Genomic DNA, 16,152 nt, shown 5'->3' with positions numbered 1-16,152 from the left:
ACCAGGAAAACCGCGACCACAGCACGCACTCCAGGTGTACGACCTTCTTTTAATGGCGTCGCCGCATGATGAGGACGGAGCAGGCGGTCGAACGCGGCCCGCCCAGCTCGCATCGGCCACCGAGAGCAGCGGTAACAAAAAGCTGAACCGAATCGGCGTGGTCGGTCACATAGCGGCAAATACTGCCGCGGACCGCCACCGTCTCGACCAGTACGTCGGGATACAGCCGCCGCCACGTCGCGAGACGACGATCAAGCCGGGCGCGCACCAGGCGGCCGTCGTCATCATCAGGTGTCTCCGCTTGCCATGAGCCGACGATCCGCAGCGGTGCCTTGCGGAGTCTGGCCTCCTCGAAAGCGGCTCGCAGCACCACACCGTCATCGGCGTCGGCGACAATGCTGCCCGGTTCGGGGTTTACCGATCGGCGCACCGGCCGGCGGATCACCGCCACCGGACACACCGCCCATTCGGCCAAACCCGCCGCAACCGAACCCACGCCGTGATGTGCGTGCTTGCGCCCGATCGACCCGACGCAGACCATCACCGCCGCACGCGACGCGTCCAGCAGCACGCGCAGCGGCTTTCCCTGCACGACCTCAGTTTCCATTTTGACTGGCTTGCCCGTCGCCTCGACAGTCCGTTGCACGTCGTAGAGCGCCGCATGGGCAGAAGCGTAGTGGGCAGTGCCATTGTCGGCGCCGTAGCGATCCGCAGGGTCGATCACGGATACCAGACGCAGCGGGACATCCCGGCTGACAGCCTCATCGACCGCCCATAGCGCCGCGTCGGTCGCCTCACTCGACCCATCGACGCCCACCACGATCGACGGAGCTGAAGAAAAGTCGTGCATTCCTTGTTCCCGGACTGAGGGCTAAATTCTTTCGAGCCTGACGTTAGACGCGGCCAGGCGGTGCCGCCCAGGACCATCGGACCCCGAAATGGAGGGCCATTGGTCCACGCTCGGGACTGGAGCCGCTGAGAGACTTGTCGTGGAGATCACGGAGGGCAACGTATTCGCGTCGATGCAGCGCGCGGCAGCAGGCGGGGCTGAGGCCGAGCGGAAAGGCCGGGCCACGGTCATCAATGTCCGTGCAAAGCGGAACATCTCCGCGCAGCTGCGCGAATGCTCCCGTTGCCGGTCGGGGGAACTGCCCGTCCCGGCCGGACGCGGGGCGGGCCATATGGGTGTTGCACCGAGGACCAATGGCCCTGCCGATGCGTGCGGTTTCGGAGGAGAGTCAATGGCAGGCAGGGATCGGAGGTCGGTATGGCTGTCACAGTGGCGAGAATCGACGTCATCACGAACGCGGTGCGGTTAGCATGCCGTGCGCCGTCGCTTCATAATGCCCAGCCCTGGCGGTGGGTAGTAGACGACGGCGACGTGCACTTGTTTCTTGATCGGAGCCGAGTGACGCTCTCCGACCGGTCGGGGCGGGAGGCGTTGATCGGTTGCGGCGCGGTGCTCGATCACCTTCGGGTGGCGATGGCAGCAGCCGGGTGGCGGGCCCAGACAGACCGATTTCCGAATCCTGACGATCCGGATCATCTTGCGGTGATTCGCTTCACCCCGATGAAGTCTGTGACTGATGCCCAGCGCCGCCGCGCCGATGCGATTGTCGCGCGCCGCACCGATCGGTTGCCGTTCATGGCGCCCACCGACTGGGAATCATTTGAGCCGGTTCTCCGCAACACCGTCGATGGCGACACGGTGCGGCTAGATGTGATGCCCGAGGACATGCGTGGCTGCCTGGCGGAGGCGTCTGGGCTTGCTGATTCGCTACGGCTCTATGATTCCGGGTATCACACCGAACTGGGCTGGTGGATGACACCGTTCGAGGGATCAGAGGGTATCCCGTACAGTTCGCTGCTGTCTGAGGCCGAGGCCAGCCGGGTGGATATCGCGCGGACGTTCCCGGTCACGCACCACAGCGAGAGACGCACCGAAGTCCCAGAAGACCACTCGGCGATTCTGCTGCTGTCCACCCGCGACGACAGCCGGGATGCCGCATTGGCAACGGGCGAAGCTTTGTCCGCCGTTTTGCTGGAATGCACAATGGCCGGGTTGGCCACCTGTCCGGTAACTCATATCACCGAGGTCCGGGTCACCCGGGACATGGTCGCGGCGTGCCTGGGACGCGACCTAAAACCTCAGATCTTCGTCCGCGTGGGGGTGGCGCCCGTCATGGAAGAGCTGCCTCCCCCCACGCCGCGGCGGCCACTCAAGGACGTCTTGTGGGTGCGCGATTGACAGTTGTTGTGCCGTAAGCACGGTCAGTACCCGTACTGAGGGCTAGTTTATACAATAGATTTTGTGTAAACTCGAGCACATGACCTATGTGATCGGGAAGCCGTGTGTTGACGTGATGGACCGGGCCTGTGTGGAAGAGTGCCCGGTTGACTGTATCTACGAAGGTGGCCGCTCGCTCTACATCCATCCCGATGAATGTGTGGACTGCGGGGCGTGCGAGCCGGTCTGCCCGGTGCAGGCGATCTACTATGAAGACGACCTGCCGGAGGAGCTGCAGCCCTACCGAGCCGACAACGCGGCGTTTTTCTACGAAACTCTGCCGGGACGCGACGAGCCGCTTGGATCACCGGGTGGGGCCGCCAAACTCGGCCGGCTCGGCGTGGACACCCCGCTGGTGGCTGGCCTACCGCAACCGGCCAATCCCCCGCGGGGAGAGTGAACGCGATCACCTGGACAGCAAGTCAGCTATTTGTTTATACAATAGCTATTATCTAAACTAGACATATGATTTTCGCTACGTAAAGCCATCATGGTCGTCAGCAAGTCTAATACGCGAGAGTTTTCATGATCTCAAATGTAAGAACGTGGTTGAGGGGTACGGGACGTGATGAGCCCTGCTAAGAACCCGCTGACGCAGGTGCGGGCAGATCTGTCCGGCCGCGCCGACGTGGAAGCACTACTGAGACGTTTCTACGGTCGAGTACTGGTCGACGAGATGCTCGGCGAGCCGTTCGCCGAGGTGCGTGCTCGCGGTGTGGACTCCCACATCCCGACGATGTGTGACTTCTGGGAGACGGTGTTATTTCGCGCCGGGCGTTATCGGGGGAGTGCGCTGGATGCGCACCGACACGTTCATCATCGAACCCCTTTGAGTAGCCGTCATTTCATCCGCTGGCTGATCACCTGGAACAGCACCGTCGATGAGATGTACTGCGGTCCGGTGGCCGAGCACGCGAAAACCCAGGCCGCCCGGATCGCGTGGGCGATGCATCGCCGGCTGGCTGGAGGTGACGCCCGCGAACTTGACGCTTTGGTGAGACGCTCACCCCGTTAACCCCCCTCAACTGTTTCTATAATATTTACTGTGTAAACTGTTTGTGCATGACCTATGTGACCGGGAAGCCGGGTGTTAATGTGATGGTCCGGGGCTGCAGAGCGTGGTCTGAGCGACTGTATGAGGGCGACAACGCGGCATCCGCCGATCGTGAAAGACTATGAGCGATATGGCGAAGTCCTCGCAAGAAGTCCCAGGGCGGCGGCGTGACGTGCTTCGTGTGCTCAAGGCCGCATCCTCCCCGATGAGTATCGCCGCGATCGCCGACGAGCTGCGTGTGCACCCCAATACCGTGCGCTTTCACCTCGAAAACCTGGTCGGCGAGGCTCTTGTGGAGCAGGTCGCACCCGATCAGAAGCGGCCGGGGCGCCCGCCGCAGCTGTTTCGTGCGATCGCCCAGATGGATCCCCGCGGCCCGCGTCGGTACCGGCTGCTCGCCGAGATTCTGGTCATGAGCCTTGCTGGCGAGCGTAATTCGCGCACCAAAGCGCTGGCTGCGGGCCGCGCCTGGGGACGGCGACTGCCGGCGCCGACCATTGCGGGGCGGCACGCTCGGAAGGTTGGCTCCCAAGCGGCTCTCAACCATCTCGTCAGGGCGCTCGAGGAGCTCGGGTTCGCACCGGAACGCCGCCGGTCGGGTCGGGAAAAGCAGATCGGTCTGCGCCACTGCCCGTTTCTTGAGCTCGCTGAACTGCAAAGCGGCGTCGTCTGCCCGATCCATTTGGGGATCATGCAGGGGGCACTGCACACTTGGAACGCGCCGTTCACCGTCGACCGGCTCGATCCGTTGGTGGAACCGGATTTATGTCTGGCGCACTTGCGTCCGCTGAGGACCACACGGTGAGTACCGCGGCGGCGGTGGCGGCCGCTGTCATTTTCGTCTGGATCGGCATGATCGTTGCGATCTCGTTTCTCGAGGCCCCGCTGAAGTTCCGTGCTCCCAACGTGACGCTGCAGATCGGGCTGGGCATCGGCCGTCTGGTGTTCCGCGCGCTGAACAGCGTCGAGGTCAACGTGGCGATCGTTATCGGGGTGTGCCTCGCGAGCAGCCCGGTACCGGCGCAAGCCATAGTGGCTTTCGTAGTCGCCGTCGGTGCGCTGGCTTGCCAGTTGATCGCGGTGCGACCCTTCCTGAACCGTCGTTCCGACAGGGTATTGGCCGGGCTCAATGCGCCGCGCTCACGCGCTCACTATTGCTATGTCTGCTTGGAGGTGATCAAACTGACCGCATTGCTCGCGGCCGGTATTCTGCTGCTATCGGGCTGACGAAGCGTCCGAATCAGCGGGCCATCACGGACGGGAAGCCGACTTCCTAAGGCTTTTTTGCCACGGTCAGCAGGACTGTCGAGTTCTCCAAAGCGTCCAGACCATGCTTCTCGTCAGGCACCACCAAAAAATCGCCGGCACGGCCGATCCATTCGTTGTGGCCGGCGGTGAGGCGAACCCGGCCGGTCAAGACTTGAAGAGTTGCCTCACCGGGGTTGTCATGGTCGGCAAGTGTGTGCCCTTCGCGCAGGGCAATGACGGTCTGCCTCAATATATGTTCGTGACCGCCGAAGATCGTGGTGGCACTGCGTCCGCTACCTTCGTTGGCTGCGCGATCAAGCTGTTCGCGGGCCAGAGCTGTTAACGAGAACTTCTTCATCATCGACAAAACCCGTCTTCGAGGACGTGGCGGTGGGCATCCGCCGTGGCTGGTTGTGAGAGTACCGTCCGCTCATCGGCGTCGCTGCGGGTTTGGGCCGTGCACGTCGGCCTCGATGACATCGGGGGTGTCGGCCAGGACCGGGGGTCGCGGGGCAGAGGCGGGCCAGGTGCTCCCTGCGGTAGCCGCATAGTCTGCTTGGAGCTTTTCATGCGAGTGCGCGAAATCGTAGTCGTTGACGAGCGCGAACGGGCAGCGGAGGTGGCGCGGCTACGTGTCCGGCGTGTGTCGCTGCCGGACGTCGAGGTCGGTGAAAGTCATGGATTCGGTTGCTTTTCTGGATCTCCGGAAACTGCGCTCCAGCCCCGTAATTGTCATAATCGTGATTGCGTAAACCATCGGGCGGGACGGGCTCGTCGCCATGGCCGGTTGGCCGGAGGCATTCGCCGGGTGGCGGACATGAACCGAGCGGACCGATCACCGGCCCCGTCCGCGCGCCCCAGTGGATATCACACCGCGCGCAGATAACGTTTGGCGATAGCGCGCTGGGCCAGCGACACCAGCGGTCCGCCCGCTTTGCTCCACCAGGATGCCGGGCGGGAGAACGCGGCCACTTCGGCGTATACCGCGGCGGTGACCGGGTCGTGGCGCACCGCGAACCGCTCCTCGCCCGACTCGGGATGACCGGGCAGGGTGCCATAGGCGAATCCGCAAAGATCGGGCTCGTCGATGACATAGACCACGCGGCAGGGTGCGCGCAGAAACCCGAGCCCGACCAGCACCACCGCGTTGACTGCGACCACCTCACTGCTGGCGTGCACCCGCAGGCCAGCGCCACGCTGCATACCCCAGTGCATCAGTGCGTCGGCGGCCTCGTCGAATCGCTGTTGGCCGGCACCGATTTGGCTGACAAAGCCGAAGTGGCGATATCCGGGGGGCGGCGGGCCGGCAGTGGCACCCACGTCGGGGTAGGTGAACGGGAGCTGGGTCAGCATGCTCAAGTCCACGCGCCCAGCTTGCCATGCCGCCGCCCCCGCCGGATTTCGCGGGTCGCAGTGGCGATGCGCCGGCCGGCCCGGCTACCGGCGCCTCACAGCCCGGCAAGCAGGTCGAGAGCCATCGACATGGCGTTCACGACCGGGGTTGCCGCCAGGTCCGCGGCGATCGCGGCCGGCAGGATGGTCACCAGGTTGGCCAGCAATCCGCCGCTGACCGAGAATGAGTCCGCCGGCGTCAGAAGGCCAGCGAAGTAGATGTTGTTGACCGAGTCGTCGATCCCGTTCAGCAAGCCATACAACGCCGAAGACGGAATGTTCACGGCGTCATAGAGCGCTTCGAGCGGCTGCCCGGCGCTGAATGCGGTGGCCGCGATATCCGCGGCTTCGGCGGCCTGAATGAACCCGGCCTCAAACGAGCCCAGAACCCCGCCGGTGATACTCAGCAGCCCGGCGTTGGAGGGGCCGAGCAGCGTGTCGACCACTTGGTACAGGTGATAGGTCATGTCGATCGGGATATCGAACACGCCGCCGTTCACCAGCGCCTCACCCGGGTTGATGAGAAACCCGTCGAAGATATTGGTGAACGCGGGGCCGACCTCCGAGAAGTTGCCGCTGGCTAGCGCCTCGACAAGGGCCGTCAGCGACGGCAGCAGGTCGGTCGACTCGCTGCCCGTGACGAAGTCGGCAAGGCTGGAGCCGCCCGCCGCCAGCGATGTGACCACGGTGTCGGCGTAGGCCACCTGGTTGGCAATCAGTTGGTTGATCACCGGGAAGGGGTCGGCCAGGAACCGCTGAGCGGTCTCGGAGACATTGCTGAACGAGGTGCTGATGACGTCGAGCGGGGTTTTCACCCACGGGTACGAGGTACTCACGGCACCCGGCAGCGCACCGGCGCCGGCCAGGTCAGCGACGATGCCCTGGACCGCAGTGCTGGCGTCGCTGCCCAGAGCTCCCAAATCGGCGACGGCTGAGCTGGTCAATTCGATCGCCCGGTACGGCACCCCGGCGACTCCGGGTGTGAGCGGGCAGCTGGCGATCAGTCCGGCACCGGTGATCGCGGCACCGGCAACCATCAGGCTTCGCCGCCGGGTGCCGGTCCTCGGCGCATCGGTGACATCGGATACTGCAGTGGCAGGTGAGGTGTGTGTCATGGCTATCTCCTGGAGCGGATATTGACGAAGGTGCCTAAAGAATAGCGGCTCTTCATGATTGAGGGTGTAGTTGGGGTCTGAATCCGCCGGTTTCTAGTAGTGATCGGGCGATGTAGTTGGTGAGGTTGCGAAATCCGAAGGCGGAGCCGCGCAGGTGTTCGAGTCGGCCGTTGATGGCTTCGGTTGGGCCGTTGCTGGTTCCAGGCCGGTCGAAGTAGGCCAGGATGTCGCCGGCCCGTTTCTTCAACGTGCGGCCCAGTGTGATGAGCTCGCGCAGGGCTTTGGGGACGCCACGGCTGAGGGTGTCGATCACGGCCTGCATCATCGCGCGGCCCTTGGCCCGGTTGGGTTCGCGGTAGGCAGCGACGGTGCGCTGATAGATCGTCCAGGTGGCTTCAACCTCGACATGGGCGTCGGCGGCGAACAGGGCGTGCAGCCGGATCTTCTGTTTGTCGGTGAGCAGGTCGGCGCCGGTGTGTAGGGTGTGCCGGCAGGCGTAGAGCGGATCGGTTTTGCGGCCACGGTGCCCGCAGGTGTCCAGCTGGACGCGGCGTCGGCACTCATCGAGGGCGTCACCGGCGAGCCGGACCACATGGAAGGGTCCATCACCGCGACCGCTTCGGGCAGTTCGTCGCTGGTGGCGGTCTTGAACCCGGTGAATCCGTCCATCGCAACGACTTGCACGCCGTCACGCCAGGATTTGGGCCGCTCAGCTAGCCAGGTCTTGAAGGCCTGTTTGGAGCGTCCTTCGACCATGTCGAGCAGCCGAGCAGGACCGGTTCCGTCGCGCACCGCGGTCAGATCGATGATCACCGTGACGTGCTTGTCGCCTTTGCGGGTGTGGCGCCACACGTGCTCGTCGACGCCGATGACGCGCACACCGTCGAACCGGCCGGGATCGTCGATGAGCACGCGCCGGCCTTCGGCCAGCACCGCGCTGTTGGCGGTGTTCCACGACACCCGAGGCCTTCAGCGACTCGTGCCACGCTCAGGTGTTGACACACCAGGGCTTCCAAGGCCCAACGCAGAGCCCGTCGCGACAGCTTGGCCCGCGGCTCGGCCGCAGCACTGCTGTCTTGGCGCCACACATGCGCACAGCCGGCACACCGGTAACGGCGCACGGTGACCAGCAAGGTCGTCGGCCGCCACCCGAACGGCTCATGCGCCAATTCCCGAGTGACGGTGTCGCGGGGGGTGCCCTGTTCCCCGCAGCGGCGACACCACGAGTCGTCATCGACGATCCGGCACGCCAGCACCGCCCGATCAGCCTGCAGGCGTTGGCCGGTCACCTCCAGCCCGAGCTCATCAAGGCGGCAGAACATGGTCAGATCGGGGCAAGCGAAGGTAGCGTCAGGCACGTCGAGGTCTTCTGATAGGCAGTATGGAAACTCCCATCATCAGAAGACCTCGACCCCTATCCCGGCAGCGACGCGCCGACCACCTCTACACCCTCAACTGCGAAGAGCCAGAATAGCTGATAGGAACCTGAGATGCCTGACATCTGTGCAATAAATCGTCGGTGGGTGCGGGTTTGCCCGGACGGGCCGGTCCGGGCCGTGGAGTAGCGTCGAGTGGTGTGACTATCCAACCCATCGCACAGGCATCTGGAACGTTCACCCTCGGCGGGGATCTGACCGTCAACCGGCTGGGTTTTGGCGCGATGCGGCTGACCGGCAAGGGGGTGTGGGGTCCGCCCGCAGACCGTGACGAAGCCATTCGGGTGCTGCGTCGCGCTGTGCAGCTCGGCGTCAACTTCATCGACACCGCTGATTCCTACGGCCCGTATGTTTCCGAGGAGATCATCCGGGAGGCGCTGCATCCCTATGACGGTGTGGTCGTCGCCACCAAGGCCGGGCTGCTGCGCACCGGGCCCGATGTGTGGATTCCGCTGGGCCACCCCAGCTATCTACGCCAAGAGTGTGAGATGAGCCTGCGGCGGCTGGGCGTCGAGCGCATCGACCTGTTCCAGCTGCACCGCGTCGACCCGAATTTCCCGCTGGCGGACCAGGTTGGCGAGCTGGCCAAACTCAAAGACGAGGGCAAGATTCGGCATATCGGTCTGTCGGAGGTCGACACCGACCAGCTGGCCGCTGCCCAGCAGGTCACCCCGATCGTGTCGGTGCAGAACCTGTTCAATCTGACCGCCCGGAGCGCCGAGCCGGTCGTGGACGCCTGCACCGCGCAGGGCATCGGCTTCATTCCCTGGTTCCCGTTGGCCGCCGGTCCGCTGGCCGCGCCCGACAGCCCGCTGGCGCGGATGGCTGCCGAACACCGGGCGACACCGTCGCAGATGGCTCTGGCCTGGTTGTTGCGTCGCTCGCCGGTGATGTTGCCGATCCCGGGAACGTCCAGGGTGGCGCACCTGGAAGAAAACGTCGCCGCCGCTGAAATCAGGCTCTCCGACGAAGAGTTCGAGTTATTGGGGGCGATCGGAGAACAGAACGCGTAGCAGCACCCCAAGCCCAGGAGCCGCCCGGCCCGGCCAGCTGTGAGGCCGCCGACCCGACGTCCCGATAGCATGGTCGCTACCGTTCCGACTCGCTGAAGGCCTTGGAGATTCGCTGATGAGCGCCCCCCCACAACCCGCCGCAGCTGCCGTGATCCGGGTGCCTGCCGGCACCACCGCGGCGGCCGCAGTGCGCGCCGCGGGATTGCCGGGCCGGGGTGCTGCGGACGCGATCGTCGTGGTACGCGACGCCGAGGGCAAGCTGCGTGATTTGAGTTGGGTTCCTGACCGCGACACCGATGTCACCCCCGTGGCGGCCAATACCGACGACGGGCGCAGCGTTATCCGGCACTCGTGTGCGCATGTGCTGGCCCAGGCTGTCCAGGACTTGTTCCCGGGAGCCAAACTCGGGATCGGGCCGCCGATCGCCGATGGTTTCTACTACGACTTCGACGTGCCGGAGCCGTTCACCCCGCAGGACTTGGAGGCGCTGGAGAAGCGGATGCGCCAGATCGTCAAGGACGGGCAGTTGTTCTCCCGGCGGGTATACGACTCCGTCGAACAGGCCCGCGCCGAGCTGGCCGACGAGCCCTACAAGCTGCAGCTGGTTGATGACAAGTCCGGTGACCCGGAGGTGATGGAGGTCGGCGGCGACGAACTCACCGCCTACGACAATCTCGATCCGCGCACGCGGGAACGGGTTTGGGGTGATCTGTGCCGCGGCCCGCACATCCCCACCACCCGCTACATTCCGGCGTTCAAGCTCACCCGCTCGTCGGCCGCATACTGGCGAGGCGACCAGAACAACCCCAGCCTGCAACGCATCTACGGCACTGCGTGGGAGTCGCAGGAGGCGCTGGAGCGCCATCTGAGGCTGATCGAAGAGGCCCAGCGCCGCGACCACCGCAAACTGGGGGCGGAGTTGGACTTGTTCAGCTTCCCGGACGAAATCGGTTCGGGCCTACCGGTTTTCCACCCGCGGGGCGGAATCGTGCGCCGGGAGCTGGAGGAGTACTCGCGGCGCAAGCACATCGAAGCGGGCTACGACTTCGTCAACACCCCGCACATCACCAAGGCGCAGCTGTACCACACGTCCGGGCACCTGGACTGGTTCGCCGACGAGATCTTCCCGCCGCTGCATATCGACGCCGAATACCACGTCGACGGCACCGTGCGCAAGCCCGGGCAGGACTACTACCTCAAGCCGATGAACTGCCCGATGCACTGCCTGATCTTCCGCTCGCGCGGGCGGTCATACCGCGAGCTGCCGTTGCGGCTTTTCGAGTTCGGCACCGTCTATCGCTACGAGAAGTCCGGGGTGGTGCACGGCCTGACTCGAGTCCGCGGCATGACTCAGGATGATGCGCACATCTTTTGCACCCGCGAGCAAATGCGCGACGAACTGGCCTCGCTGCTGCGGTTCGTGCTGGAGTTGCTCAGTGACTACGGGCTTACTGACTTTTATCTGGAGCTGTCCACCAAGGATCCGGACAAGTTTTTCGGCTCCGAACAGATATGGGAGGAAGCTACCGCCACTTTGGCCGCGGTGGGCGAGGCGTCGGGCCTGGAGTTGGTCCCCGATCCGGGCGGCGCGGCGTTTTACGGTCCCAAGATCTCGGTTCAGGCGCGCGATGCGCTGGGCCGTTCTTGGCAGATATCGACGATCCAGCTGGACTTCAACACGCCCGAACGTTTCGAGCTGGAGTACACCGCGGCCGACGGCAGCCGCCGCCGGCCGGTGATGATCCACCGGGCGCTGTTCGGGTCGATCGAACGGTTCTTCGGCATCCTCACAGAGCACTACGCCGGGGCGTTTCCGGCGTGGCTGGCACCGGTGCAAGTGGTGGGCATACCGGTTGCCGATCAGCACGTGCCGTATCTGGAAAGCGTTGCTGAGCAACTGAAGTCACACGGGGTCCGGGTTGAAGTCGATGCCGGTGACGACCGGATGGCCAAGAAGATCGTGCACCACACCAATCGAAAGGTGCCGTTCATGTTGCTGGTCGGCGACCGCGATATGCAGGCTGGTGCCGTGAGCTTCCGGTTCGGTGACCGCACCCAGATCAACGGCGTGGCCCGCGACGACGCCGTCGCAGCCATCGTGGGCTGGATCGCCGACCGCGAGAACGCTGCCCCCACAGCCGATCTGGTGAAAGTAGCCAGTCGTGAGTGACGACGAACGCACAGACGAGGATCGCAGCACCGACGAGCGCACGATCATCGACCGCGGTGTGGGCGAGGCCGACCACCTGCAGCGGTTGTGGACGCCGTACCGGATGAGCTATTTGGCCGAGGCGCCGGTGCGCCGTGACAACTCCAAATCCGCGCAGCCGTTCACCGATATCCCGCAACTGCCCGATGAGGACGGACTGGTGGTCGCCCGGGGCGAGCTGGTCTACGCCGTGCTCAACCTCTATCCGTACAATCCCGGGCATCTGATGATCGTGCCCTACCGGCGGGTGTCCGAACTCGAGGATCTCACCGACAAGGAAAGCGCCGAGTTGATGGCGTTCACGCAGAAGGCGATCCGTGTCATCAAGGCGGTGTCGCGGCCACATGGGTTCAATGTGGGCATGAACCTGGGGACGTCGGCGGGCGGGTCGCTGGCCGAGCATCTGCACGTCCACGTCGTGCCGCGATGGGGTGGTGACGCCAATTTCATCACCATCATCGGCGACTCGAAGGTCATCCCGCAGCTGCTGCGGGACACCCGCCGGCTGCTGGCCGATGAATGGGAAAGGCAACCGTGAGCAGGCTGCGCCTGGCCCGGTCGGCTTTTACCCGCGTCACCGCCCCGGTGGCCCGGGCGTTGCTGCGGGCCGGTTTCACCGCGGATGGGGTCACCATCATCGGCACCGCGGCCGCCGTGCTGGCCGCGCTCACCCTGTTTCCCACCGGCCACCTGTTCGCGGGCACACTCGTGGTCTGGTTTTTCGTGCATTTCGACATGCTCGACGGCGCGATGGCCCGGGAGAGCGGCGGCGGCAGCCGGTTCGGGGCCGTATTGGACGCCACCTGCGACCGCATCAGCGACGGTGCGGTGTTCTGCGGGCTGGCGTGGTGGGCGGCGTTCGGTCTGCGCAGCGCACCGTTGGTGGTGGCGACGTTGATCTGCCTGGTGACGTCGCAGGTGATCTCCTATATTAAGGCACGCGCGGAGGCCAGCGGGCTGCGCGGTGACGGCGGGCTCATCGAACGACCGGAACGGTTGATCATCGTGCTGGTCGGCGCTGGTTTGTCGGATCTGCCGGTCTTTCCGCTGCCGTGGGCGCTGCATCTGGCGATGTGGGTGCTGGCGCTGGCCAGCATGATCACCTGTGCCCAGCGGTTACATACGGTGCGGCACTCGCCCGGGGCAGCGGATCCGCCGCCCTCAGCCGGAGAATCGGCGAAGCCACAAGGGAAAAACACATCGTGATCTCCATCCCGGTCGGCCTGAAAACACCGGCGGGCATAAGCTCCCCGCTGCGGAGCAGCGTCGCCGGCTGGGCCTATGCGGCCGGGTGGATGGTGGTGCGAGCGGTGCCGGAATTCGCTGCGCGCGGCGTGTTCGACGCCGGTGCCCGCTACGCGGCCCGTCACGGCGGCCCGGTGCAGCTGCGGAAGAACCTGGCTCGCGTCCTCGGTGTGGCGCCGGGCGAGGTGCCCGACACGCTGATGCGGGCCTCACTTGCCTCCTATGCGCGCTATTGGCGGGAAGTATTTCGGCTGCCGGCGATGAACCACCGCGCACTGGCTCAGCAGCTCGACGAATCGGTGGGCGGCAGAGAACATCTGGACGCCGCGCTGGCATCCGGGCGCGGGGCCGTGCTGGCATTGCCGCACAGCGGCAACTGGGATATGGCGGGGGTGTGGCTGGCTCAGATCTACGGCAGGTTCACCACGGTCGCCGAACGGCTGAAACCCGAGTCGCTGTATCGGCGGTTCATCGACTACCGCGAAGGCCTCGGTTTCGAGGTCCTGCCGCTGTCCGGTGGCCGACGGCCCCCGTTCGAGCTGCTCAGCGAGCGACTGCGGGCCAACCGGGTGGTCTGCTTGTTGGCGGAGCGCGATCTCACCCGCACCGGTGTCCCGGTGGACTTCTTCGCCGAGCCCACCCGGATGCCCGCGGGCCCGGCCAAACTCGCGATCGACACCGGTGCGGCGCTGCTGCCGGTGCACTGCTGGTATGTCGACGACGGCTGGGGTTTCCAGGTGTATCCGGCGCTGGACTGCACCAGCGGTGACGTCGGTGTCATCACCCAGGCGCTGGCGGAGGTGTTCGCGCGAAACATCGCCGCGTACCCCGCCGACTGGCACATGCTGCAGCCGCAGTGGCTGGCCGATCTGCCCGACGAGCGGCGCACCGCGTTAGGGGCAGCCTGATGCGGATCGGCATGGTGTGCCCCTACTCGTTCGACGTGCCGGGCGGGGTGCAGTCGCATGTGTTGCAGCTGGCCGAGGTGATGCGCGAGCGTGGTCACATGGTCAGTGTGTTGGCCCCGGCCTCTCCGGACCGGCATGTCAAGCTGCCCGACTACGTCGTCTCCGCCGGCAAAGCCGTCCCGATTCCCTACAACGGGTCGGTGGCCCGGCTCCAGTTCAGCCCGGCGGTGCACCGCAAGGTCAGGCGCTGGCTGGCCGACGGTGATTTCGACGTGCTGCACCTGCACGAGCCGAATGCGCCGAGCTTGTCGATGTGGGCGTTGCGGGTCGCCGAGGGCCCGATCGTGGCGACCTTTCACACCTCGACCACCAAATCGCTGACACTGTCGGTGTTCCAGGGTGTGCTGCGGCCCTGGCATGAGAAGATTGTGGGCCGGATCGCGGTGTCGGACCTGGCGCGGCGCTGGCAGATGGAGGCGCTGGGTTCGGACGCGGTGGAGATCCCCAACGGTGTCGACGTGGCCGCGTTCGCCTCGGCAACCCGGCTGCAGGGCTATCCGCGCCCGGGCAAGACGGTGTTGTTCTTGGGCCGCTACGACGAGCCCCGCAAGGGGATGAGCGTGCTGCTCGGTGCGTTGCCGAGCCTGGTGCAGCGCTTCCCGGCCGTGCAGCTGCTGATCGTCGGCCGGGGTGACGAGGACCAATTACGCAGCCAAGCCGGCGATTTGGCGCACCATCTGCGGTTTCTCGGGCAGGTCGACGATGCCGGGAAGGCGTCGGCTTTGCGCAGCGCCGATGTGTACTGTGCGCCCAACACCGGCGGTGAGAGTTTCGGCATCGTCTTAGTGGAGGCGATGGCGGCGGGAACCCCGGTGGTGGCCAGCGATCTGCACGCGTTCCGCCGGGTACTGTGCGACGGCGCGGCCGGTCGCCTGGTCGCCGTCGACGATCCGGCTGCCCTGGCGGCGGGACTGATCGCGGTGCTGGAGAACGACATCCTGCGCGAGCGCTACATCGCGGCCGGCGCCGCCGCGGTGCGTCGATATGACTGGTCGGTGGTGGCCAACCAGATCATGCGGGTCTATGAGACGGTTGCCGGCTCGGGCACCAAGGTCCAGGTGGCCAGCTGATGACCTGGGCGGTCGTGACCGTCGTGGTCCTGGTCGCGGTGCTGGTGGCGCTGGGCGCCCGGGTGTATCAGATGGCCAACCGGCTGGACCGGTTGCACGTGCGCTACGACCTGTCCTGGCAGGCCCTCGACGGTGCGCTGGCGCGCCGCGCGGTGGTGGCCCGCGCGGTCGCCGCCGACGCCTACGGCGGCGCCCCGGAAGGCAAGCGGCTGGCCGCGCTGGCCGACGCCGCCGAGCGTGCGCCCCGAGCCGAGCGTGAAGCGTGCGAAAACGAGCTGTCGGCGGCGTTAGCGATGGTTGACCCGGCGGCATTGCCGTCGGCTCTGGTCGCCGAGCTGGCCGACGCCGAGGCACGGGTGTTGCTGGCTCGCCGATTCCACAACGACGCGGTCCGTGACACCTTGGCGCTCCGCGAACGGCCCCTGGTGCGTCTGCTGCGGCTGGGTGGAAGAGCTGCGCTGCCAACGTATTTCGAAATCGCAGAGCGCTACCGCGCGGTGCTGGACAGCACTCAACCGGTGGCCAGTCAGCGCACCTCGGCGCGGGTGGTGCTCCTCGACGAGACCGGTGCGGTGTTGTTGCTGTGCGGTTCGGACCCGGCGATCACCGACGGCAGCGCGCCCAAGTGGTGGTTCACCGTCGGCGGCCGGGTGCGGCCCGGCGAGCCCCTGGCGCACGCAGCGGCGCGGGAGCTGGCCGAGGAGACCGGTCTGCGGGTCGAGCCCGCGGACATGATCGGACCGATCTGGCGGCGCGATGCGGTGTTCGAGTTCAACGGCTCGGTGCTCGACAGCCAGGAATTCTTCTTCGTGTATCGCACCCGGCGGTTCGAGCCGTCCCCGTCGGGGCGGACTGAATTGGAGCGCCGCTACATTCACAGTCACCGCTGGTGTGACGCCGGCGACATCGCCGAATTGGTAGCCGGCGGTGAAACGGTCTACCCGCTTCAGCTGTCCGAACTGCTCGCCGACGCGAAAGCGCTGGCCGACGCCGGGGCACCGGCGCGGGCGCGGCAGTTGCAGTCGATCCGCTGACGCGTCCGCTGCGGTCGGGCGAAAAACCCGCTCGTTGTTCCCCACTAGACTGGAACGGCATCGGTTGAAGGAGAATCAGCA

16 protein-coding genes and 1 pseudogene are annotated in these 16,152 nt (G+C 65.7%); 12 read left to right on the top strand and 5 right to left on the bottom strand.

Annotation, left to right across the window (positions count from 1 at the left end; genetic code table 11):
* Window positions 1-49: 49 nt before the first annotated feature.
* Entirely contained in the window at window positions 50-850 is an 801-nt protein-coding gene (locus tag G6N08_RS17725) for a universal stress protein (RefSeq protein WP_163759419.1), read from the bottom strand.
* A 417-nt stretch (window positions 851-1,267) separates the two neighbouring features.
* Here G6N08_RS17725 and G6N08_RS17720 point away from each other — a divergent pair, with 417 nt between their 5' ends.
* The 5 genes from G6N08_RS17720 (at window position 1,268) to G6N08_RS17700 (ending at window position 4,568) form a co-directional block, all read left to right on the top strand.
* Window positions 1,268-2,248: an Acg family FMN-binding oxidoreductase gene (locus G6N08_RS17720; protein WP_163759417.1), complete on the top strand. Its 981-nt coding sequence runs from the start codon at window positions 1,268-1,270 to the stop codon at window positions 2,246-2,248.
* Window positions 2,249-2,327: 79 nt separating this feature from the next.
* Complete coding sequence (gene fdxA, locus G6N08_RS17715) at window positions 2,328-2,687, top strand: ferredoxin (RefSeq protein ID WP_163759415.1); 360 nt, start codon at window positions 2,328-2,330, stop codon at window positions 2,685-2,687.
* Window positions 2,688-2,855: 168 nt separating this feature from the next.
* Complete coding sequence (locus tag G6N08_RS17710; RefSeq protein ID WP_163760835.1) at window positions 2,856-3,302, top strand: group III truncated hemoglobin; 447 nt, start codon at window positions 2,856-2,858, stop codon at window positions 3,300-3,302.
* A gap of 160 nt (window positions 3,303-3,462) precedes the next feature.
* Window positions 3,463-4,146 (top strand): helix-turn-helix transcriptional regulator, encoded by a 684-nt coding sequence (locus G6N08_RS17705; RefSeq protein WP_163759413.1) that lies wholly within the window; start codon window positions 3,463-3,465, stop codon window positions 4,144-4,146.
* A complete protein-coding gene (locus G6N08_RS17700) occupies window positions 4,143-4,568 on the top strand; it encodes a hypothetical protein (RefSeq protein WP_163759411.1) in 426 nt (141 codons plus the stop codon). The genes G6N08_RS17705 and G6N08_RS17700 overlap by 4 nt, the downstream gene beginning before the upstream one ends.
* A gap of 46 nt (window positions 4,569-4,614) precedes the next feature.
* Here the strand turns inward: G6N08_RS17700 and G6N08_RS17695 are convergent, their stop codons facing one another.
* The 4 genes and pseudogenes from G6N08_RS17695 to G6N08_RS17680 all read right to left on the bottom strand — a co-directional run bounded on the left by G6N08_RS17695 (window position 4,615) and on the right by G6N08_RS17680 (window position 8,454).
* On the bottom strand, window positions 4,615-4,947 hold the full coding sequence (locus G6N08_RS17695; RefSeq protein WP_163760833.1) for a cupin domain-containing protein: 333 nt from the start codon (window positions 4,945-4,947) through the stop codon (window positions 4,615-4,617).
* A 509-nt stretch (window positions 4,948-5,456) separates the two neighbouring features.
* On the bottom strand, window positions 5,457-5,954 hold the full coding sequence (locus G6N08_RS17690; RefSeq protein ID WP_163759409.1) for a DUF1990 domain-containing protein: 498 nt from the start codon (window positions 5,952-5,954) through the stop codon (window positions 5,457-5,459).
* A gap of 83 nt (window positions 5,955-6,037) precedes the next feature.
* Entirely contained in the window at window positions 6,038-7,096 is a 1,059-nt protein-coding gene (locus G6N08_RS17685) for a hypothetical protein (RefSeq protein ID WP_163759407.1), read from the bottom strand.
* Between the two features lie 52 nt (window positions 7,097-7,148).
* Window positions 7,149-8,454 (bottom strand): annotated as a pseudogene (locus G6N08_RS17680) (ISL3 family transposase).
* 218 nt (window positions 8,455-8,672) lie between these two features.
* Between G6N08_RS17680 and G6N08_RS17675 the strand changes: the two are divergent.
* From G6N08_RS17675 to G6N08_RS17645, 7 genes are all read left to right on the top strand, one after another.
* Complete coding sequence (locus tag G6N08_RS17675) at window positions 8,673-9,545, top strand: aldo/keto reductase (protein WP_246216793.1); 873 nt, start codon at window positions 8,673-8,675, stop codon at window positions 9,543-9,545.
* A 115-nt stretch (window positions 9,546-9,660) separates the two neighbouring features.
* A complete protein-coding gene (gene thrS / locus G6N08_RS17670) occupies window positions 9,661-11,715 on the top strand; it encodes a threonine--tRNA ligase (protein WP_163759405.1) in 2,055 nt (684 codons plus the stop codon).
* Entirely contained in the window at window positions 11,708-12,292 is a 585-nt protein-coding gene (locus G6N08_RS17665; protein ID WP_163759403.1) for an ATP adenylyltransferase, read from the top strand. Before thrS ends, G6N08_RS17665 begins: the two co-directional genes overlap by 8 nt.
* Window positions 12,274-12,960 (top strand): phosphatidylinositol phosphate synthase, encoded by a 687-nt coding sequence (gene pgsA, locus G6N08_RS17660; protein ID WP_371869047.1) that lies wholly within the window; start codon window positions 12,274-12,276, stop codon window positions 12,958-12,960. Before G6N08_RS17665 ends, pgsA begins: the two co-directional genes overlap by 19 nt.
* Window positions 12,957-13,907, top strand: a complete 951-nt coding sequence (locus G6N08_RS17655; RefSeq protein WP_163759399.1) for a phosphatidylinositol mannoside acyltransferase — start codon at window positions 12,957-12,959, stop codon at window positions 13,905-13,907. The genes pgsA and G6N08_RS17655 overlap by 4 nt, the downstream gene beginning before the upstream one ends.
* Window positions 13,907-15,037, top strand: a complete 1,131-nt coding sequence (locus G6N08_RS17650; protein ID WP_163759397.1) for a glycosyltransferase family 4 protein — start codon at window positions 13,907-13,909, stop codon at window positions 15,035-15,037. Before G6N08_RS17655 ends, G6N08_RS17650 begins: the two co-directional genes overlap by 1 nt.
* Complete coding sequence (locus tag G6N08_RS17645) at window positions 15,037-16,071, top strand: NUDIX hydrolase (RefSeq protein WP_163759395.1); 1,035 nt, start codon at window positions 15,037-15,039, stop codon at window positions 16,069-16,071. The genes G6N08_RS17650 and G6N08_RS17645 overlap by 1 nt, the downstream gene beginning before the upstream one ends.
* Window positions 16,072-16,152: the final 81 nt, after the last annotated feature.

This window comes from Mycobacterium botniense (genome assembly GCF_010723305.1).
Classification (GTDB): Bacteria; Actinomycetota; Actinomycetes; order Mycobacteriales; family Mycobacteriaceae; genus Mycobacterium; species Mycobacterium botniense.
The sequence above is the reverse complement of the archived record's forward strand: the minus strand, read 5'-3'. Positions and strand labels throughout refer to the sequence as shown.